Source organism: Nonomuraea mangrovi (genome assembly GCF_042681425.1).
Lineage (GTDB): Bacteria > Actinomycetota > Actinomycetes > Streptosporangiales > Streptosporangiaceae > Nonomuraea > Nonomuraea mangrovi.
Genome location: NZ_JBHUFV010000105.1, coordinates 242,862 through 261,918 on the forward strand (window position 1 = coordinate 242,862; position 19,057 = coordinate 261,918).

Annotated in this window: 18 protein-coding genes, 1 tRNA gene and 1 pseudogene; 13 read left to right on the forward strand and 7 right to left on the reverse strand. The window is 68.8% G+C overall.

Annotated elements, in window-relative coordinates; all coding sequences use genetic code 11:
- Positions 1-8 precede the first annotated feature (8 nt).
- Positions 9-548: a hypothetical protein gene (locus ACFSKW_RS53560; protein ID WP_379583408.1), complete on the forward strand. Its 540-nt coding sequence runs from the start codon at positions 9-11 to the stop codon at positions 546-548.
- Here the strand turns inward: ACFSKW_RS53560 and ACFSKW_RS53565 are convergent.
- The 3 genes from ACFSKW_RS53565 to ACFSKW_RS53575 are packed head-to-tail and all read right to left on the reverse strand — an operon-like array spanning position 535 to position 3,284.
- Positions 535-1,503, reverse strand: coding sequence for an endonuclease/exonuclease/phosphatase family protein (locus ACFSKW_RS53565; RefSeq protein ID WP_379583447.1), 969 nt, complete (start codon positions 1,501-1,503; stop codon positions 535-537). The genes ACFSKW_RS53560 and ACFSKW_RS53565 overlap by 14 nt on opposite strands.
- A 27-nt stretch (positions 1,504-1,530) precedes the next feature.
- Entirely contained in the window at positions 1,531-2,091 is a 561-nt protein-coding gene (locus ACFSKW_RS53570) for an NUDIX hydrolase (RefSeq protein WP_379583410.1), read from the reverse strand.
- Entirely contained in the window at positions 2,088-3,284 is a 1,197-nt protein-coding gene (locus ACFSKW_RS53575) for a zinc-dependent metalloprotease (RefSeq protein ID WP_379583449.1), read from the reverse strand. The genes ACFSKW_RS53570 and ACFSKW_RS53575 overlap by 4 nt, the downstream gene beginning before the upstream one ends.
- A gap of 130 nt (positions 3,285-3,414) precedes the next feature.
- On the opposite strand from ACFSKW_RS53575, the gene ACFSKW_RS53580 reads away from it, so the two are divergent.
- From ACFSKW_RS53580 to ACFSKW_RS53605, 6 genes and pseudogenes are all read left to right on the forward strand, one after another.
- On the forward strand, positions 3,415-4,488 hold the full coding sequence (locus ACFSKW_RS53580) for an NAD-dependent epimerase/dehydratase family protein (RefSeq protein WP_379583451.1): 1,074 nt from the start codon (positions 3,415-3,417) through the stop codon (positions 4,486-4,488).
- On the forward strand, positions 4,485-4,910 hold the full coding sequence (locus ACFSKW_RS53585; RefSeq protein ID WP_379583453.1) for a molybdenum cofactor biosynthesis protein MoaE: 426 nt from the start codon (positions 4,485-4,487) through the stop codon (positions 4,908-4,910). Before ACFSKW_RS53580 ends, ACFSKW_RS53585 begins: the two co-directional genes overlap by 4 nt.
- 10 nt (positions 4,911-4,920) lie before the next feature.
- The gene (locus tag ACFSKW_RS53590) at positions 4,921-5,967 is read left to right on the forward strand and encodes a YlbL family protein (protein WP_379583411.1); all 1,047 of its coding nucleotides are present in this window, start codon (positions 4,921-4,923) and stop codon (positions 5,965-5,967) included.
- A 143-nt stretch (positions 5,968-6,110) separates the two neighbouring features.
- Positions 6,111-9,017, forward strand: a complete 2,907-nt coding sequence (locus tag ACFSKW_RS53595) for a UPF0182 family membrane protein (protein WP_379583413.1) — start codon at positions 6,111-6,113, stop codon at positions 9,015-9,017.
- Between the two features lie 45 nt (positions 9,018-9,062).
- Positions 9,063-9,139 (forward strand) — tRNA-Met (locus tag ACFSKW_RS53600).
- A 436-nt stretch (positions 9,140-9,575) separates the two neighbouring features.
- Positions 9,576-9,686, forward strand: a pseudogene (locus ACFSKW_RS53605) (DUF2510 domain-containing protein); the annotation flags it as partial.
- Between the two features lie 214 nt (positions 9,687-9,900).
- Here ACFSKW_RS53605 and ACFSKW_RS53610 read toward each other — a convergent pair.
- Complete coding sequence (locus ACFSKW_RS53610; protein WP_379583415.1) at positions 9,901-11,070, reverse strand: class I SAM-dependent methyltransferase; 1,170 nt, start codon at positions 11,068-11,070, stop codon at positions 9,901-9,903.
- 145 nt (positions 11,071-11,215) lie between these two features.
- Here ACFSKW_RS53610 and ACFSKW_RS53615 point away from each other — a divergent pair, with 145 nt between their 5' ends.
- From ACFSKW_RS53615 to ACFSKW_RS53640, 6 genes are all read left to right on the forward strand, one after another.
- The gene (locus ACFSKW_RS53615; protein WP_379583417.1) at positions 11,216-12,133 is read left to right on the forward strand and encodes a hypothetical protein; all 918 of its coding nucleotides are present in this window, start codon (positions 11,216-11,218) and stop codon (positions 12,131-12,133) included.
- Positions 12,134-12,276: 143 nt separating this feature from the next.
- A complete protein-coding gene (locus ACFSKW_RS53620) occupies positions 12,277-12,996 on the forward strand; it encodes a hypothetical protein (protein ID WP_379583419.1) in 720 nt (239 codons plus the stop codon).
- A 116-nt stretch (positions 12,997-13,112) separates the two neighbouring features.
- Entirely contained in the window at positions 13,113-13,706 is a 594-nt protein-coding gene (locus tag ACFSKW_RS53625) for a DUF1707 SHOCT-like domain-containing protein (protein WP_379583421.1), read from the forward strand.
- A gap of 243 nt (positions 13,707-13,949) precedes the next feature.
- Positions 13,950-14,693: a group II truncated hemoglobin gene (locus ACFSKW_RS53630; RefSeq protein WP_379583423.1), complete on the forward strand. Its 744-nt coding sequence runs from the start codon at positions 13,950-13,952 to the stop codon at positions 14,691-14,693.
- A gap of 9 nt (positions 14,694-14,702) precedes the next feature.
- The gene (locus ACFSKW_RS53635; protein ID WP_379583425.1) at positions 14,703-17,165 is read left to right on the forward strand and encodes a sensor histidine kinase; all 2,463 of its coding nucleotides are present in this window, start codon (positions 14,703-14,705) and stop codon (positions 17,163-17,165) included.
- The gene (locus ACFSKW_RS53640) at positions 17,162-17,830 is read left to right on the forward strand and encodes a response regulator (RefSeq protein ID WP_379583427.1); all 669 of its coding nucleotides are present in this window, start codon (positions 17,162-17,164) and stop codon (positions 17,828-17,830) included. Before ACFSKW_RS53635 ends, ACFSKW_RS53640 begins: the two co-directional genes overlap by 4 nt.
- Here the strand turns inward: ACFSKW_RS53640 and ACFSKW_RS53645 are convergent.
- From ACFSKW_RS53645 to ACFSKW_RS53655, 3 genes are read right to left on the reverse strand one after another with little or no spacing between them, the layout of a single operon-like run.
- Entirely contained in the window at positions 17,827-18,051 is a 225-nt protein-coding gene (locus tag ACFSKW_RS53645; protein ID WP_379583429.1) for a hypothetical protein, read from the reverse strand. The genes ACFSKW_RS53640 and ACFSKW_RS53645 overlap by 4 nt on opposite strands.
- Before the next feature lie 28 nt (positions 18,052-18,079).
- Positions 18,080-18,274, reverse strand: coding sequence for a hypothetical protein (locus tag ACFSKW_RS53650; RefSeq protein ID WP_379583431.1), 195 nt, complete (start codon positions 18,272-18,274; stop codon positions 18,080-18,082).
- Between the two features lie 49 nt (positions 18,275-18,323).
- Positions 18,324-18,722 (reverse strand): hypothetical protein, encoded by a 399-nt coding sequence (locus ACFSKW_RS53655; RefSeq protein WP_379583432.1) that lies wholly within the window; start codon positions 18,720-18,722, stop codon positions 18,324-18,326.
- Between the last annotated feature and the right edge of the window lie 335 nt (positions 18,723-19,057).

A 19,057-nucleotide genomic window follows, 5' to 3' on the forward strand; every position in this document is an offset into this window, starting at 1 on the left:
GGCAAAGCATGACGAATGCCGCCCCCGGCGATCCAAGGAAGTTCCTGGAAGCCATAGTCGAGGACACCTACGAGATGGTCGCGGGCCTCGAACTCGTCACGCCCGTCCTCGTCACGAGCGTTCCCGACTTGGATCATCTCTTGTGGCCCGGCACGGACATTATCCCGATAAATGAGGACACACCGCTTAAGGACATCTTCAAGGCGATAAATGCTGATCAAGCGGCGATTGTCAGTGGGGACGCCCCCGACCTACCACCCCTCCTCATCGGCAAGCTGTTCCGCGAACTCGGCAGAGCCGAGCTGACCGTCTGCCCCGCCGAGCAGGGCGGCGCGGTCGCCATCGCGGCGAACCTCCCCTTCCCCGACTGGGCCGGTCCCGATCTCGACGCCGTCGACCCGGTGAAGGAGCTGCGCGCCCAGGCCCCCGGCCGCCGCATGGTCGCCACCACCCCCGGCTGGCACCGCCTGCGCACCAGAGCCGACCTCGACCGTCTCGACCCTGGCCTGGAGGGCTGGGACAACACCAGGGCGGTCACGGCACGGTGAGGACGGCGAAGACCGCCCGGTGATCGGTGCCCGGCACCGTGTGCACGCTGACCTCCCGCACCCCCACCCGCGAGTCGGCCAGCACGTGGTCGATCGTGATGATCGGCGGGATCCGCTTGTTCGCCGGCCACGTCGGCACCAGGCCCTGCCCGACCTCGTCGGCCGCGTCCTTGTAGCCCCGCCCGAGCACCTCGCGCATCGCCGCGTGGTCGAGGCTCGCGTTGAAGTCGCCCGCCAGCACCCGCACGGCCTCGCCCGAGGCGGCCGGCAGTGCCCGCAGTGCGGCGTGCCAGTCCTGGACCTGCGGGCCGAGCGGCGGATAGGGATGCACGGCCACGACCTGGACGGGCTTGCCGCCGGGCAGCGCCAGCGTCGCCGCCGGCGTGTTGTTGCCTGTCGGCGGGATCAGCCCCGGCAGCTGGGTCAGTGGAAACTTCGCGTACAGGCCGCTGCCGCCAGGGCCGTCCTCGTCCTCCAGCACCCGGTACGGCATCAGGTCCTTCAACCCCGCCGAGTCGAGCCGCTCGACCCCGTCGTGCGTGAGTTCCTGTGTCGACAGCACGTCAGGGTCGAAGCGCCGCACCAGCTCGATGACCGACGCGGCGTCCGCCTCGCCGAAGAACATGTTGAGAGTGAGCACCCTGAGCGGCCTGCCCGCGGTGGCGTCGGCCGTACCGAGGGCCCGGGGCAGGACGCTGAAACCGAGGGCCGCGGTCGTGATCACGGCCACCGCCGCGACCGCGCGGTTGCGCGAGGCGAGCGCGAGCAGGAGCGGCACCAGGGAACCCGCCGCCGCGTACGGCGTGGCCGTCATGAGCTGCGTGGTGAGGGAGCCGCTTTCGAGCCCGCCGACCCTGGCGGCGGCCCAGACCGCGAAGGGGGACACCGCCACCCACGCGAGCGCCTTGAAAGGGAATCGGCGACGCGCGGGCGTCACGATCGTGCCACCGACCATGTCCACATAACCCCCTGCACGGGGACTCTAACCAAGCGAGTGTGAACCCGCCGTAAGAACCTGCCGGCCGCGCCGGGCCAGCAGCCTGGTGGCCTCGTCGGACAGCTCGGGGATCTCGTCCACGGGGAACCAGCGCAGGTCGAGCGACTCGTCGCTCATCACCGCCTCGGCGCCCTCGGGGGCGACCGCCGCGTACTCCACGTCCAGATGCCAGCTGTGGGGCGGGTGGCACCACACCTTGTGCCTGTCGAGCGCGAGCGGCCCCGGAAGCAGCCGCAGGCCCTCGATCCCCGACTCCTCCGTGGCCTCGCGCAGCGCGACGCCGGCGAGCGAGCCGTCGTACGACTCGCAGTGGCCGCCCATCGGCAGCCACATGCCCGCCTTGGGGTGCAGCGTGAGCAGCACGCTGGCGCCGTCGTGCGAGAGCACGGCGGTGGTCGCCGTGAGGTGCCCCGGCGCGCACGCGCGGGTCATGGCGTCGGGATGCCGCCGCAGGTGCTCGAGGAACTCGCGCCTGAGCTCCTCCTCGGCCGCGGTGGGCGCGGACCATCCACCGAGTACGGCTACCGCGTCGCGGTGAAGGGTCAAGCCTCGCCGTCCTCGAGCTTGGAGATGTCCCAGGCCGTCTCGCCCTTGACGAACGTGTCGGGGGCGTCGAGGTCGTCGGCCGTCGGCATCAGGTCGGGGTGGCCCCAGATCGCGTCGCGTCCGTCGATCCCCCTGTCGGCGAGCACCGCCTGCCAGAGGGCCGCGGCCTCGCGCAGTCGCCTGGGCCGCAGCTCCAGGCCGACCAGCGTGCCGAACGTCGTCTCCGCGGGACCGCCGGTCGCGCGGCGTCGCCGTACCGTCTCGGCGAGGGCGTTCGCGGACGGCAGCTTGCCGTCGGCCGCGGCGTCGACCACGGTGGCGACCCAGCCCTCGACCAGCGCGAGCATGGTCTCGAGGCGGGCCACGGCGGCCTTCTGCCGTTCGGTCTCCGCGGGCTTGAGCAGCGCGCCGCCGCTCAGCGCCTCCTGGAGCGCCTCGGGGTTGTTGATGTCGAGGCCGCGGATCTGCTCCTCCAGGGCGGAGGTGTCGACCGTGATGCCCCTGGCGTACTCCTCGACCGCGCCGAGCAGGTTCGCGCGCAGCCACGGCACGTGCTGGAACAGCCGGTGGTGCGCCGCCTCGCGCAGAGCCAGGTAGAGCCTGATCTCGTCGGCGGGCAGTTCGAGGCCGTTGCTGAAGGAGGCGATGCCGCCCGGCAGCAGCGCGGCGGTGTCGGACAGCGGCAGGCCGATGTCCGTCGTGCCGATCACCTCGCGGGCGAGCGAGCCGAGGGCCTGGCCGATCTGCTGGCCGACCATCATCCCGCCCATCTGCTTCATCATGCCCATGAGGGGGCCGAGCTGGGCGGCCATCTGCTGAGCCTCGGGCGGCAGCTCGGCGCCGCCGATCATGCCGCTCATGGTCTCGACCATGCGCTCGGCGATCGGCTCGCACAACTTGCGCCAGACGGGGACCGTGTTCTCGATCCACTCGGAACGGCTCCACGCCTGAGGGTTGGACACCCCGCTGGGCAGCGCGGTCGCCTCGTTGAGCCACAGGTCGGCGAGCTGAAGAGCGTCGACGATCTGGCGGCGTTCGCCCTCCATCACGCTGGGATCGCCCTCGGCGACCACCGCGTGGCGGGCGATGTTCTTCGCCATGTCCCAGTTGACAGGGCCCGAGCCCTGCGGCGCCGACAGCATGTCGGCGAACTGGCGCATCGCCTGAGCCATCTGCTCAGGGTTGCCGAACATCCCGAAGGGATTCTCGTTGGGGTCGTTTTCGCGACCTGGCAGGTCAGTCACCGCTCTACCTCGTGCAGGATGGAGGAGTCCACATCCGCCACGTTAGTCGTCCTACGGCGGATCAGTGCAAAGTGAGGACCTGGTGCCTACCTCGAAACGCCCGCGCCAACCAGTCGTCGCCGTCACCGGCGCGTCCTCAGGCATCGGCCGCGAGCTCATCGCGAAGCTCGCCACCAACGCGGATTTCCGCAGGGTGGTGGCCATCGACGAGCAGCGCGGCGACGTCCAGGACGTCACCTGGCGAGTGATCGACGTGCGAGATCCGCTCTTGGCGAACCGGATCTCCGACATCGACGTGCTGGTCCACCTGGCGGGCGACTACGCCCTCGACTCCGACCCGGCCGAGCGGCGCGCCTACAACCTGCGCGCGGCCCAGACGGTGCTGACCGCCAGCGCGGCCGCGCGCGTCCGCCGCGCGGTCCTGGTCACCAGCGCCATGGTGTACGGCGCGGCTCCCGACAACGAGGTGCCGCTGGCCGAGGGCGCCGCGGTCGCCGCCGAGCCGGACACCGGCGTGGTCGGCGACTACCTGGAGATCGAGGCGCTGGTCCGCAGGGCCTCGCGCAGCCACCCCGGCCTCGAGGTGACGGTGCTGCGTCCCGCGGCCGTCGTGGGCCCCGGCATCGACACCGTCATCACCAGGCACTTCGAGTCGCCCAGGCTGCTGAAGGTCAAGGGCTGCTCGCCGCGCTGGCAGTTCTGCCACATCGACGACCTGGTCTCGGCCTTGGAACTGGCCGCCCGCGGCGTGGTCACGGGCGTGGTCGCGGTCGGCTCCGACGGCTGGCTCGAACACGAGCAGGTGGAGGAGCTGTCCGGGATCCGCGGCTTCGAGCTGCCCGCCGGCCTCACCTTCGGTACGGCACAGCGCCTGCACCGCCTCGGCATCACCCCCGCCCCCGCCACGGACCTCCACTACGTCGTCTACCCATGGGTCGTCGACTGCGCCGGCCTGCGCGAGGCGGGATGGAAGCCCGCGTGGACCAACGAGGCCGCCCTGGAGCAGCTGCTCGAGCTGCGCGAGAACAGGACCACCGTGGTCGGCAGGCGACTGCCGGTCAAGGAGGCCACGCTCACCGCCGCCGGCGCCACGGTCGCGGTCATCGGCACGGCCGCCATCGTCAGGCAGGTACGAAGGAAGCGTAAGCTCTGAGCGTGATTCGGTTGCTGGACATTCGCGACACCCCACTGTCGGTCGAAGAGGTGTTCGCGGCCGTGGGATCCCACGCGGCCGGAGGCACCGCGCTGTTCGTGGGCACGGTTCGTGAGCAGGATCACGGCAAGGCCGTGACGAGGCTGTCGTACTCCGCGCATCCCAGCGCGGTCGAGGAACTGAGGCGGGTGGCGGAGAAGGTCGCCACCGACTATCCCGTGACGGCCCTCGCCGCCGTTCACAGGGTGGGCGACCTCGAGCTCGGCGACATCGCGGTGATCGTCGCCGTGGCGTGCCCGCACAGGGGAGAGGCCTTCGAGGCCTCCCGCAGGCTGATCGACGACCTCAAGGCAGAGGTTCCGATCTGGAAACATCAGGTGTTCGCCGACGGGTCGACCGAGTGGGTCGGCGCCTGCGAATAAGCTCATGCCCATGTCACGACGTGCAATCACCTTGTTGGTGGCCGGCTTCCTGGTCCTGGCGCTCGGCATCGCGGGCGCCTGGCTGGACGTGCCGTACGTCGTGCTGAGCCCGGGGCCGACCGAGAACACGATCGGCGAGGTCGACAAGAAGCCCGTCATCTCCATCCAGGACAGGCAGACCTACCCGACGACCGGCGCGCTGAGCCTGGTCACGGTCTCCTACCAGGGCGGCCCGCGAGCCAGGCCCGACCTGCTGACCGCGCTGCGCGGCTGGGTCGACCCCACCTCGGCGGTCGTGCCCGAAGAGTCGATCTTCCCGCGCACGCAGACGGCGGAGGAGGTCGAGCAGGAGAACACGGCGGAGATGACCAGCTCCCAGGACAACGCGACCGCCGCGGCCCTGACCGAGCTGAAGATCGACTACTCCATGGTGCCGGCCGTCCTGTCGGTGGAGAAGACGGCGCCCGCGGCCGGTGTGCTCAAGCCGTCCGACGAGATCCGCACCGTCGACGGTAAGCCCATCACCTCGGTCGACCAGGTCTCCGCAGGGGTCAAGGCGCGCAAGCCGGGCGACGAGATCGTCTTCGGCGTCACCAGGGACGGCCGTCAGCTGGACGTCACGGTCAAGAGCATCGCCTCCAAGCAGGGCACCGCGATGGTCGGCATCGTCATGCACGCCAAGTACAAGTTCCCGTTCAAGGTGAGCATCAGCGTCGGCGACGTCGGCGGGCCGAGCGCGGGAATGATGTTCGCCCTCGGCATCATCGACAAGCTCACCCCCGGCGCGCTGACCGGCGGCAAGTCGGTCGCGGGCACGGGCACCATCACCCCCGACGGCAAGGTGGGCGGCATCGGGGGCATCGCGCAGAAGATGGTCGGCGCCAAGGACTCCGGGGCCACGATCTTCCTCACCCCCGCCGACAACTGCGCCGAAGCCGTCAAGGCGGCTCCCGACGGGCTCAGGCTCGTCAAGGCGGAGACGCTCCACGGCGCCGTCCAGGCGCTCGACGCGATCAGGTCGGGCAAGGGCGTCGTGCCTTCCTGCTCGGCGGGGTGAACTTTCCGGGCCCCTCGAGCGTTAGCCGTACGGCATCCTTCGTCAGCTCTCTCGAGCCGGTGTAGGTTGCCAATCACGGACCGTTTGCTCATCACGACGAGGGGTTGGCCTTGGCATTCCGGACCCCAGGACCCGGTCGGGGGATGCGTTTGCCCCGTCGACCGCGACTGCTTCTTCCCGTCGCCATCGCTCTGGTGGCGATCGTGGCATTCTTCTTCTTGTTCTCCGGCATCTACACCGACTACCTCTGGTTCGACTCGGTCAAGGCCACCTCCGTCTTCTCGGGCGTGCTGCTGACCGAGATCGGGCTGTTCGTGGTGGGTGCGCTCCTGATGGCGGGCATCGTCGGCGGCAACATGCTGCTGGCCTTCAGGATGCGCCCGATGTTCGGTCCCGCCATGTTCGGCGGGGGCAGCGGCGCCGACCGCTACCGGTTGGCGCTCGACCCCCACCGCAAGCTGATCTTCATCATCGGCATGGCCGTGCTCGCGCTGTTCGCGGGCTCGTCGTTCGCCGGGCAGTGGAAGACGTGGCTCCAGTACGTCAACGGCACGCGGTTCAACAAGACCGACACGCTGTTCAAGCTGGACATCTCGTTCTTCATGTTCGACTACCCGTTCATCAGGATGGTGCTGAACTTCCTGTTCACCGCGGTGATCATCGCGATCATCATGGCGGCGATCACGCACTACCTGTACGGCGGGTTCCGGCTGCAGTCGCCGGGCGTCCACGCCTCCCGCGCGGCCCGCGTGCACCTGTCGGTGCTGCTGGGCCTCTTCGTACTGCTCAAGGCGGTCGCCTACTGGGTCGACCGCTACGGCCTGGTCTTCTCCGACCGCGGCTTCGTCCACGGCGCCTCCTACACCGATGTCAGCGCCGTCCTGCCCGCCAAGACGATCCTCGCGATCATCGCGCTGATCTGCGCCGCGCTCTTCTTCGCGGGCGTCGTACGGCCTGGCGGCATGCTCCCCGGCGTCTCCTTCGGCCTGCTGGTCCTGTCGGCCATCCTGATCGGCGGCGTCTATCCCGCGCTCGTCGAGCAGTTCCAGGTCAAGCCCAACCAGCAGCAGCGTGAGGCCGTCTACATCGGCCGCAACATCGAGGCCACCCGTGACGCCTACGGTGTGGCGGGCAGCGAGGTCATCCCCTACTCCGCGCAGTCGGACCCGAGCAAGGTGACCGCCGACGGCGACGTCTCCGTGTCGGGCGTCCGGTTGCTCGACCCCAACCTGGTGGCCAAGACCTTCCAGCAGAAGCAGCGCATCCGCGGCTTCTACGACTTCCCGACCCAGCTCGACGTCGACCGCTACAAGGGCACGGGACCCGTACCTCGTGACCACGTCGTCGCGGTCCGCGAGCTGACGGGCCCGCCGGCCCAGCAGAACAACTGGATCAACAAGCACCTCGTCTACACCCACGGCTACGGCTTCGTCGCCGCGCCGGGCAACGAGGTCGACTCCGAGGGTCTGCCCAACTTCGACGCCAAGGACATGCCGGTCATCGGCTCCCTCGGCCAGACCATCAAGGAGCCGCGGGTCTACTTCGGCGAGCAGGTCGCCACCGAGTACGTCATCGCGGGCGGCCCCGACGCCAAGGCGGGTCAGGGCCAGGAGCTCAACTACCCCGAGAGCGGCGGCACGGGGCAGTCCAACACCACCTACACAGGTCAGGGCGGCGTGCCCGTCGGCTCGTTCTTCAACCGCCTGGTCTACGCGGCCAAGTACGGCGAGAAGAACATCCTGCTGTCGGGCGACATCAACGACGACTCCAAGATCCTTTACGAGCGCAACCCGCGTGACCGCGTCGCCAAGGTGGCCCCGTTCCTCACGCTGGACGGCAACCCCTACCCGGCGATCGTCGACGGGCGCATCACCTGGATCGTCGACGGCTACACGCTGTCCAACGACTACCCCTACTCGCAGAGCAAGTCGCTGGCCTCGATGACCGAGGACACCACGACCCTTCGAGGCGTGGTCGCCCAGCAGCCCCGCGACCAGATCAACTACATCCGCAACTCGGTCAAGGCGACCGTCGACGCCTACGACGGCACGGTCACGCTCTACGCGTGGGACCCCAAGGACCCGATGCTGCAGACGTGGAGCAAGGCCTTCCCCGGCGTCATCCAGCCCGCCAGCAAGATGAGCCAGGGCCTCAAGGATCACATCCGCTACCCCGAGGACCTGTTCAAGGTGCAGCGCGACATCCTGTCGCAGTACCACATCGAGGACGCCAACGCCTTCTACAGCGGCCAGGACTTCTGGAACGTCCCCTTCGACCCCTCGCAGGGCGACAGGGACGTCAAGCAGCCGCCGTACTACCTGACCACCACGATGCCGAACCAGTCGCCGTCCTTCTCGCTGACGACGACCTTCGTCCCGCGCCAGGGACCCAACCTGGCGGCCTTCATGGCGGTGGACGCGACCGACGGACCCGACTACGGGAAGCTGCGCATCCTGCGCATGCCGTCCAACACCTCGATCCCCGGTCCCGGACAGGCGCAGAACAACTTCCAGAACAAGTTCTCCGGTGAGCTCAACCTGCTCGGCCTGGGCAACGCCACGGTCCGCTACGGCAACCTGCTGACACTGCCCTTCGCCGACGGCCTCGTCTACATCGAGCCTGTCTACGTCCAGACCGCGGCCGCCGCCGGTCAGGAGCCGTTCCCGATCCTGAAGCGGGTTCTGGTGGCGTACGGCAGCACGGTCGGCTCGGGTGACACGCTGAAGGATGCCCTGGCCCAGGTCTTCAGTGGCAAGGCCGCCGAGCAGAACACCGGGCAGGACCAGCAGACGGGCCAGCCCGCCAACGTCACCGTCACGGCCAAGCTGATCGCCGATGCCCAGAAGGCGTACGACGACGCCAACAAGGCGCTGGCCAGCTCGCCGCCCGACTGGGTCAAGTACGGCGAGGCGCAGAAGCGTCTGCAGGACGCGCTCAACGCCCTCGGCCGTAACTCCTCCATCCAGCCCACGCCCACCACGAGCCCGACTCCCGCGCCGAGCGGGACCCCGACGGGTTCGCCGACACCGTCGCCTACGCCGAGTTCTTGATTTGCACAAGCCCCGCGTCGCGGATAGTCTCTAGACACACACCGACGCGGGGTGGAGCAGTTCGGTAGCTCGCTGGGCTCATAACCCAGAGGTCGCAGGTTCAAATCCTGCCCCCGCTACCAACGAAAAGGCCCTCAGGGAAATCCTCCCTGAGGGCCTTTTCCATGCCTGCGTAACCATCGAGCCTCCAACGGGGTTCCGGCGGCCTACGGGACCTGCCGGTTCTCCTCACCGAAGATCTGCTTGGCCCAGCCCTTGCCTGTCGAGCGGTGTGTGTAGATCGCGAACGTGTAGGACATGCTGGCGTGGCCGATGCGGTCGCTGAGGATCTTCGGCGTCCATGGGTGTGCCGTACGTCGTGAAGACGGATCGACAAGACATCAGGACATCGCCATCCAGGCTGAAACACTGGGGTGATCAGGGCGACGAGCGGCAGCAGCGTGGCACTGCGCATCTGGCGGATCTTGTTAGACGAGCCCTCGCGACTGCTGCTAGCCTGCGGCAGGTTCTAGATCGTCCAGAGTTCGATCCTCATCGCGCTGGAAGGCAGGACACCCAGTGGACGCACCACATCAGCCGAGCCCGCCTGCCCCCGGCTTCTACCCGGACCCTGGTGGGCAGCCGTTCCTGCGCGAGTGGGACGGCCAACGGTGGACCGAGCGGACGGCCGCCCAGGGCGGCACGTCAGCCCCACCTGTCAGGGCGCGGAAGTGGCTGCTCCCCGCTGGGATCGCCCTCGGCGTCCTGGTGCTCGTCGCTGTCGCCGTCGGCGTCGTGGTCGTCATGCGGGGCACTGATCCGGTCGTCGTCGTGCGGTCATCGGGTCAGGAGATCCGACGGAGCGAGGTGGCCGAGCACCTCGCCTCGATCTCCAAGGCTCATTTCAATCTCGAACGTGATGCCGGTGCGCCCCAGTCGCGGGAGCGGAAGAAGCTATGCGGGCACATCGCCGGCTGGATCGTGGATGAGGACAGACCTCTGGCACTGCCATTGGAGTCGATGGGCGAACCCCTGCGGTTCCCGGAGGGGCCGAAGTCATTCCTGGAAGCGTGTTTGGCCGCCGAATGATGTAGCGGGCCGCTGCCGCTACATCATGGAGTTGACGACGTTGCGCGGCGAAGGTTCGCAGAGCCAACCGAGTAGGTCTCCCCAATGGTTCAGCCTCGTCAACTCTGCGGACCAGTCCTGTTCCCGCTCGCGGTGACCAAAGCGGTCGGTCGCCTCCGCCAACCAGCCGCCTCAGGCCATGTTCGCCCGGTCGGGCTTGCTCGGCTGGGCGGCTTGGCGTTCGGTGCCCGATCGGTGAGGTCAAACGGCTTCCAGGACGAAGAACAGGAAGCACAGGAAGGTCGAGTCTGGCTTTTTTGAGTTCGTCGGGGAACAGTTCGTGGGCGCCTGGCGCCGGGCGCGGTTCGCTGATGACGGCGATCCGGAAGCCGGCCGCGGTGAAGGCGTCGGTCATCGCGTGCAGCGGCCGGTGCCAAAACGTGAGCACAGCATCCTGGCCGCTGAAGGTGAAATCCTCGGAGTACTCGCGGGTCGCGAAGTAGCCGCCACCGGGATAGGCCAACGGGTAGATCAAGGGGTGATTGACCGCCACGATGAGTCGGCCGCCGGGCACCAGCAGGCGCCGCAGGTCGGCGAGCGGTGCCTTCCAGTCCTCCAGGTAGTGCAGGACCAGGCACACGATGACATCGTCGAACGCGCCGTCAGGGAACGACAGAGGACCGCCGCCCAGACCGGCCTGATGCAGGGCCGCGCCCTCGCCGAGCCGCTGCCGGGCCAGGTCCAGCATCTTGGCGCTGGGGTCGACGCCGGTCACGATGGCGCCCCGCTCACGCAGTTCCGCGAGCAGAGGACCCGCACCGCAGCCGACATCGAGGATCCGCCGCCCGGCCACGTCTCCGGCCAGGTCCAGGATCGCAGGCCGCGTGTAGTAGCCGTTGATGAGGTTGGACTCGGTTTCGGCCGCGTACGCCTCGGCGAAGCCGTCGTAGTCGTTGGCCACGGTCTGGTCGGCGGGCCCGGCGGAGTTCTCGATCGCGGCAGACATGCGGCCCATCCTGGCATAGGCGATCGGTCACCACGGGCGTGCCCAGATCCGATCGGCGCAGGGGACGAACATCTGCCGGCTCGATCACCCTATGCTCCCGCTCATGACGTATCGGCCCTATGCGCCAGACTCTCCGGGTCAAGAGATGGACGAACCACCAGCGCCGGCAGCGGCGCGGTCGCAGGAAGAGAGACCGCAGCAGGAGGACGAGGACAAGGCGGGCGTTCTCGACCTGCTCGAGAAGATCGGATCAGTCGTCGTCCCGCTCGGCGTGACGTTGTACGCGCTGCTCTACATGGGCTACCAGGGGATGTACGCCGTCTTCGGCATCACCCCCGAGCAGGCCGGAATCGACCAGTCGGTGTTGTTAGGCCGGCTGCTGGGAACGCTGCTCCCCCTGCTGATCCTCGGTGCGATCGTCACCGGGCTCCTCATCAGCCTGGGCTGGCTGCTGAACGTGATCACGCGTGGCTGGGTGGGTCGGGTGGCTCAGCGGATCAGGGAGCAGCCGTGGATCGTCGCCGTGGTCGCGGCGGCATGGGCAGGTGCGTCCTATCTGGGCTGGATGTACTTCATGACCGCTCTGGACGCCGCCGATCCCACCGCGAAAGTGACGGTCGAGGCCGGTGACGTGCTCATCGCGGCTGGGGTGGGTGTGGTGGCCTATGTCGTGCCCTTCCGGCTGCTGCGGCGCAGGCCGATCGGCAGGGCGGGGCTGAAGGTGCTGGTCGGGGCGCTGACCGGGATCGGGCTCGGCTACATCCTCATGATTCAGATGATCTACGGTGCGATCGCGGTGCTGGAGAAGGGGGAGTCGACCGCGCTGCTGGACGCCGTCGGCTTCCAGACGCAGTGGGCGAAGCTCCAGGACAGCGGCGGCAAGCCCCTCTACGACAGCCGCTGGATGATGATCCTCGGCGAGCACGAGGGCGGGTACGCGATCTATGACTGCGACAAGGGGCAGACGTTCCGCAAGTTCTCCGAGAGCACGATCCTGACCGAGGTCCAGATGTGGTCTCCCGACCGTAAGAAGGGCTTCACCTGCGGAACGCTCGCGGAGTAGGACCAATTGGTCGTGGTGGTGGGCCTGGTGATCGCCGCCCTGTGGCGGGTGAGGTCCGGCCGGTCGTTCCCTGACGAAAGTCGGGGCGGTGCCCCGACGATCGGGAGGTGTGGCGGCGTTGCGTTCCGTTCAGGATCGGCGGCATGGATCGCACTGCCTGGTTCCCCGGCCGCTTCCTCGGCGGGATCGCCCTCGTCCTCGGCCCCCTCCTGTGGCTGGCCGGACTGTTCGTCCGCCATCTCAGCCTGCGGCTGCCCTTCACCGCCGAGCAACTGCGGCACTTCGACAGCCTGCCGTTCGCCGCGACCTGGCAGCTCGCCGCCTACGTCGAGAACCCGGCCCTGGTCACCGCGGGCTTCGCGCTCTTCGCCGCCGGATCGGCCGTGCTCTGCCTCGCCTTCGCCACTCTCGCGCGGATCGTGGGCCACGGGCTCGCCGTCTGGGGTGGGGCGATGCTCATCGCCACCCTTTTCTCCCGCCTGTACTGGACGGGCGTCGAGCAGACGGCGTTCCAGCTGATCGGCCCGCTGGGCCTGGAGAGGGCGACGGAACACGTGCTCGGGATCTACACGGAGGTCTCCTACGGGCCCTGGCTGTTGTCCGTCGCCCTGTCCTGCGGCCAGTACGTGGGCACGGTCCTGCTGTGCGTCGGCGGCTACCTGACCGGCACGTTCGGCACCGCCCGCCTGGCCCTGCTCCTCTTCGCCGGCACGCTGTGGGCCGGTGTGCTCAAGGCCGCCCAGGCGCAGGACCTGGTCGCGATCGGCGGCCTCTGCGTGGTCCTGGTCCCGCTCGGCGTCACGGTGCTCCGCGCAGGACTCCCCGAACCCGCCCGCAGGACCAGGCGCCTGGTGAGCTGGTAAGCGGGCGTCATGCGCGCGCCTGCCACGCGACCGGCGGTACGGGTCGCCGGGATCCGCCGGCCGGAACCGATCATCGGGTCTGGCCCGGAGCGGGATCGATCTCTACTGTGAACGGTATGACCGACCGGGCACAGCTCCGGGCCGGCGACAGCGACAGGGACAGGGTGGCGCAGATCCTCCGCCTCGCCGTCGGCGATGGACGCATCAGCACCGACGAACTCGACGAGCGTCTCGACCGCACCTACGCCGCGCGGACGTGCGGGGAGCTCGACGCTGTCGTCGCCGACCTCCCGGACTTGGGCGACCAGGGCGGCCACCTGGAGATTCCCGCCGCGCTGCGGCTGTCCACCGGCTGGGCCAGGAGCGTCAAGCAGGTCGGCCACTGGGTGGTGCCGCCGCGCATCGAGCTCGAGTGCGGATGGGGCACGGTGCGGGTCAACTTCATGCGCGCGACGTGCCCGCACCGCGAGGTGTCCGTGGACGTGCGGTGCGACTCGCTGTTCGCGGACATCTGGATCGTCGTGCCGCGAGGATGGCTGGTGCGCGCCGAGGAGGTCACGACCGGCCGGTCAGGGCACGTCCACAACAAGCCGCCCACGCCTCTCGCGCAGGACGGCGTCGTCCTGCGCATGACGGGCCACGTCGAGAGCGGCGACGTGTGGATTCGCTACCGCAGGCCGCCGGGCGCGAACGTCACTGCGAGGGCGTAGGGGCGGGAGCCCATCGCCTGGTGGTCACGCCGCTCGTGCCGAGGCAGTGGAGACCTGTCTCAGGTGCTGCCTCGGCTGTCCCGGTCGTGCCTGAGCGCCAGCCGTACCGCGAAATACACGATCACGAACTGGAGCAGTGCGCTGAGTAGCCACGAAAGGAGGGGATCCACACACCGAGTTTGACGGCATATATCTGGATACTCCATGGTTGTGGCAAAGTCCGCAGGATGATTACATAATTACGTGATTGTTGAGTACATTCGCTACCGGGTTCCGGACGCGGACGGCTTCGAGGCCGCCTACCAGCGGGCGGTCGTGCCGCTGGGCAGGTCGCCGCAGTGCCTGAACTACGAGCTGTCCCGAGCAGTGGACGAGCCGGAGTGCTACATCCTGCGCATCGAGTGGACCTCCGCTGAGGACCACCTGGAGGGTTTCAGGAAGAGCGACCACTTCGCAGAGTTTTTCGCAGAGATCAAGCCCTATGTGTCGAATATCGAAGAGATGCGGCACTACGAGCAGGTCATCACCAAGACCGAGCCCACACTCTACGAGTGGGCCGGCGGTGCCGCGGCGCTCGAACGGCTCACCGAGGTCTTCTACGCGAAGGTCGAGAAGGACGACCTGGTCGGACCCCTGTTCGCGGGCATGGACCCGGGCCACCCGCGGTACGTGGCGATGTGGCTGGGCGAGGTCTTCGGCGGACCCGACACCTACTCGCGCGAGCGCGGAGGCCACTCGCACATGGTCTCCAAGCATCTCGGCAAGGGCGTCACCGAGCCGCAACGCCGCCGATGGGTGAACCTGCTCATGGACGCGGCCGACGAGGTCGGCCTGCCCCGCGACGCGGAGTTCAGGGCGGCGTTCGCCGGCTACATCGAGTGGGGCACGCGTCTGGCGCTCTACTTCTCCGGACCGAAGGCGCAGGCGCCACGCCCGGAGCCCGTGCCCAGGTGGGACTGGGGGAGCAGGCCACCGTACAGGCCATAGTCTGGAGCCATGGGCAGGGGGAGGTTGCGGATCTACCTGGGCGCGGCCCCCGGAGTGGGCAAGACCTACGCGATGCTCGGTGAGGGCGGCAGAGCCCTCGCGCGCGGCAGGGACGTGGTCGTGGGTTTCGTGGAGACCCACGGCCGCAGGCGGACCGCCGAGCAGCTCGACGGGCTGGAGATCCTTCCCCGCAAGCACCTGCGTCACCGCGGCGCCGACTTCACCGAGCTCGACGTCGAGGCCGTCATCGCCCGCGAGCCGAAGATCGCCCTGATCGACGAGCTGGCCCACACCAACGTGCCGGGCTCCCGCAACGCCAAGCGCTGGCAGGACGTCGAGGAGATCCTCGCCGCGGGCATCGACGTGATCTCGACCGTGAACGTCCAGCACCTGGAATCCCTCAACGACGTCGTCGAGGAGATCACCGGAGTGCCGCAGCGCGAGACCGTGCCCGACGAGGTCGTCCGGCGCGCCGACCAGATAGAGCTGGTCGACATGTCGCCCGAGGCGCTCAGACGCCGGATGGCTCACGGCAACGTCTACGCGCCGGAGAACGTCGACGCCGCCCTGTCCAACTACTTCCGCGTCGGCAACCTGACCGCCCTCCGCGAGCTGGCGCTGCTGTGGCTCGCGGGCAAGGTCGACGAGCAACTCGACCGCTACCGCGCCGACCACGGCATCTCCGGCACGTGGGAGGCGCGCGAGCGCGTGGTCGTGGCCCTGACCGGCGGCCCCGAAGGCGAGACCCTCGTACGGCGGGCCGCCCGCATCGCCGCCAGGAGCAAGGGCGCCGACCTGCTGGCCGTCCACGTGACGCGCGCCGACGGCCTGTCGAGCAGCGCCGACCCCGCCAGCCTCACCAAGCAGCGCGCCCTCGTGGAGAGCCTCGGCGGCACCTACCACCAGGTGGTCGGCGACGATGTCCCGCGCGCGCTGCTCGACTTCGCCACCGGCGTCAACGCCACCCAGCTCGTCCTCGGGGCCTCCCGCAGGAGCAGGCTCGCCCAGGTTCTCGCCCGCGGGGTGGGTCTCACGACCACGGCGCTGTCCGGCTCGATCGACGTGCACCTGGTCACGCACGAGGCGACCCACTATCCCGGCAGGCCGCCGGCCTCGCGTGCCGCGCTGACGCGCAGGCGCAGGACGGCAGGCTGGGCCATGGCGCTGCTGGCGATGCCGCTGCTGACCGCCGGCATGCTGCCCTTCCACGGCCACCTGACGCTGCCCAGCCAGATCCTGCTGTTCCTGCTGCTGGTGGTGGGGGTGGCGCTGGTCGGCGGGATGTGGCCCGCGCTGACCGCGGCCGTTTTCGGGTTCGCGCTGCTCAACTGGTTCTTCACGCCGCCTCTGCGCACCCTGACGATCCACGCGCCGGAGAACCTGCTGGCGCTGGTCATCTTCGTGCTCGTCGCGGCGATGGTGAGCACGGTGGTCGACCTGGCGGCCCGCCGTACCAGAGAGGCGGCCAGGTCGAGCGCCGAGGCGGAGGTCCTCTCGACGCTGGCGGGGCAGGTGCTCAGGGGTGAGCCGCTGCTCGAACGGCTGCGCGAGATCTACGGGCTGACCTCGGTCACGCTCCTGGAACGGGCGGGGGAGAGCTGGCGGATCGTGTCCATGGCGGGCGGTCCGCCCTGCACCGACCCAGGAGCGGGTGACACGGACGTGGTGATCGACGAGGACCTGGTGCTGGCCGTGCGGGGCAAGCTCCTGGACGCCGCCGACCGTCGCGTGCTGGAGGCGTTCGCGGCGGAGGCCGCGGTGGCGCTGCGCCATCAGCGGCTGACGGAGGAGGCCGAGGCGGCGCGTCCGCTGGCCGAGGCCGACAAGATGCGCACCGCGCTGCTCGCGGCGGTCAGCCACGACCTGCGCACGCCCCTCGCGTCGGCGAAGGCGGCGGTGGAGAGCCTGCGCAGCACCGAGATCGACTGGAGCTCCGCCGACCGGCGGGAACTGCTGGCCACCGCCGACGAGTCGCTGGTGAAACTGCATCGGCTGGTGGAGAACCTCCTCGACATGAGCCGCCTGCAGGCGGGCGTGCTCGGGCTCTCGCTGCAGCACGTGGCCCTGGAGGAGATCGTCCCCAGGGCGGCGGCCGACGTGGGCGACATGGTGAAGGTCGACCTCCCCGCCGACCTGCCCGAGGTGATGGCCGACCCCGTCCTGCTGGAACGGGTCCTGGTCAACCTCATGGGCAACGGTGCCCGCTACAGCCCCGTGCTCGTCACCGCCAGCGCGCACGGCTCGTCCGTCGAGATCAGGATCATCGACCGCGGTCCCGGCATCCCGCCGGAGGCGCACGAGCGGGTGTTCCTGCCGTTCCAGCGACTGGGGGACCGCGACAACCACACGGGCGTCGGGCTCGGGCTCGCGCTGTCGCGCGGGCTGACCGAAGCGATGGGCGGCACCCTCGTGCCGGAGGAGACACCAGGAGGAGGACTCACCATGATCATCTCTCTGGAGATCGCCACATGACGCGGGTCCTGGTGGTCGATGACGAGCCGCAGCTGCTTCGCGCGCTGCGGATCAACCTGGCGGCCAGGGAGTACGAGGTCGCCGTGGCCGAGGACGGCACCTCGGCGCTGCGCCAGGCCGCCGACTGGCATCCTGACCTGGTCATCCTCGATCTGGGACTGCCCGACCTCGACGGCGTCGACGTCATCCACGGCCTGCGCGGCTGGACGAGCGTGCCCATCATCGTCCTGTCGGGCAGGACGGGCAGCGACGACAAGGTCGACGCCCTCGACGCCGGCGCCGACGACTACGTGACCAAACCCTTCGGCATCGACGAGCTCCTCGCGCGCATCCGCGCGGTCACCCGCAGAACGCAGGCGTCGCCCGACGACCCGGCCGCCGTACGGATCGGCGACCACGAGATCGACCTGGCCACCAAGACCATCTCGGGTGGAGTACGGCTCACCCCCACCGAATGGCACTTCCTGGAGCTCCTGCTACGCAATCCCGGCAAGCTCATCAGCCAGCGGCAGGTGCTCACGGAGGTGTGGGGCAGCGCGTACCTGAAGGAGACGCACTACCTGCGCCAGTACATGGCCCAGCTCAGGCGGAAGCTCGAGCGCGACCCCGCGCGCCCTGTCCACCTGCTCACCGAGCCGGGAATGGGATATCGCTTCCAGCCCTAGAGATCCTCGTTAAAGGATCTCGGCTCCTCCAGAGGATCGGGGTGGGCGTCGGTGACGCGCCGATCTTCCTCGTTCATCCAGTGGAAGATCCCTCGCGTGCACTCGTCGTCGATTTCGTTGATGTGGTGCCGCTCGGGATAGCTGTCCTTGTACATGGCGATCGAGGATTCCTGAACGTCATCGCCCATGTCCTGGGAGATTTCGTAAGGTTGATCACTCATAGCTATAGAATACTCACTTTGCGGCGATCTATCGGACATGTCGGGCGCGGAGTGACCGGGCCTTGTGCACGGACCAGCCCGCGAGCAGGACACCGAAGAGCACCTGAGCGGCGCGAATCCACGCTGGAGTGGTGTCGGCCGCGAAGACCACCACACCCGTCCACAGCACCGCGAAGCCCGTGACCAGGGCCAGCGCGGCCCAGTCCGTTGCCGTCCGCCACATGCGGGCAGTCTGGCAGGCGGTCAGCCAAGATCGGGTATGCGTCCGGTCGTCATCGCGGAAGCGTACGGCTGGTGCCCACGCACCGGCGCAGGCGCAGCCCGGTCCGCTTGGGAGCGACGGGCTGGTCGAGGGCCGCGAGCAGAGCGGCGGCGGTGCGCGCGTCGGCCAGGATGCGCTGGACGGTCTCGTCGCCGGCAGGCAACTGGCCGCGCTCGTCGAGCTCGTGCTTGAGGAAGACCAGCGGGTCGGGCTCACCTGCGGACTCGGCCGCGACAGTGGCGCGGGCCGCGGTCACCAGGCGCAGGTAGTAGTTGCGCAGGGCGGCCTCCCGCATGCGCACGTGCTCCAGGTCGTCCAGCAACGTGCTGGCGATCCGGAGCAGGTCGCCGACGCGATTACTCTCGTCGGCGATGGCGGCGCGGATGTCGTCGAACTCCGAGCGGGTCATGGCGGGCACCTCCACAGGCGCAGTGAGCGCGTGCCTACTTCGTACCGGGGGGCGATTGCGGATGGCTTGCCAACTGGTTGCGAGAGCCCGAGGTTTGGGGAGCAGCTGGGGTGGGAATGACCTCCAGGTTGCCTGAGTGGCGTGAAGTGCCTCCGGAGTCCTGCTAGAGTTTCTGCTGTCGCCCCGCTCCGCAGGAGTGTGGCGCGACGAATCCCACTTCTTGATCGCTTGTCCGGTTGGTTCGCATCTGTCCGGATCGGCTGGTAGAGTAGAGGGGTTGTCCCGAAAGGGGCGGTCGGAAATTCTCGGCAGGTTTCGCGAAAAGAGTCAATTTG

Excerpts from the sequence above, each read along its gene's own strand:
- ACFSKW_RS53620 (WP_379583419.1), top strand. The coding sequence starts at position 12,277 with ATGGATCGCACTGCCTGGTTCCCCGGCCGCTTCCTCGGCGGGATCGCC.
- ACFSKW_RS53565 (WP_379583447.1), bottom strand. The coding sequence starts at position 1,503 with ATGGTCGGTGGCACGATCGTGACGCCCGCGCGTCGCCGATTCCCTTTC.
- ACFSKW_RS53575 (WP_379583449.1), bottom strand. The coding sequence starts at position 3,284 with ATGTTCGGCAACCCTGAGCAGATGGCTCAGGCGATGCGCCAGTTCGCC.
- ACFSKW_RS53645 (WP_379583429.1), bottom strand. The coding sequence starts at position 18,051 with ATGAGTGATCAACCTTACGAAATCTCCCAGGACATGGGCGATGACGTT.
- ACFSKW_RS53655 (WP_379583432.1), bottom strand. The coding sequence starts at position 18,722 with ATGACCCGCTCGGAGTTCGACGACATCCGCGCCGCCATCGCCGACGAG.
- ACFSKW_RS53650 (WP_379583431.1), bottom strand. The coding sequence starts at position 18,274 with ATGTGGCGGACGGCAACGGACTGGGCCGCGCTGGCCCTGGTCACGGGC.
- ACFSKW_RS53640 (WP_379583427.1), top strand. The coding sequence starts at position 17,162 with ATGACGCGGGTCCTGGTGGTCGATGACGAGCCGCAGCTGCTTCGCGCG.
- ACFSKW_RS53610 (WP_379583415.1), bottom strand. The coding sequence starts at position 11,070 with ATGTCTGCCGCGATCGAGAACTCCGCCGGGCCCGCCGACCAGACCGTG.
- ACFSKW_RS53625 (WP_379583421.1), top strand. The coding sequence starts at position 13,113 with ATGACCGACCGGGCACAGCTCCGGGCCGGCGACAGCGACAGGGACAGG.
- ACFSKW_RS53595 (WP_379583413.1), top strand. The coding sequence starts at position 6,111 with ATGCGTTTGCCCCGTCGACCGCGACTGCTTCTTCCCGTCGCCATCGCT.
- ACFSKW_RS53590 (WP_379583411.1), top strand. The coding sequence starts at position 4,921 with ATGTCACGACGTGCAATCACCTTGTTGGTGGCCGGCTTCCTGGTCCTG.
- ACFSKW_RS53635 (WP_379583425.1), top strand. The coding sequence starts at position 14,703 with ATGGGCAGGGGGAGGTTGCGGATCTACCTGGGCGCGGCCCCCGGAGTG.
- ACFSKW_RS53560 (WP_379583408.1), top strand. The coding sequence starts at position 9 with ATGACGAATGCCGCCCCCGGCGATCCAAGGAAGTTCCTGGAAGCCATA.
- ACFSKW_RS53615 (WP_379583417.1), top strand. The coding sequence starts at position 11,216 with ATGGACGAACCACCAGCGCCGGCAGCGGCGCGGTCGCAGGAAGAGAGA.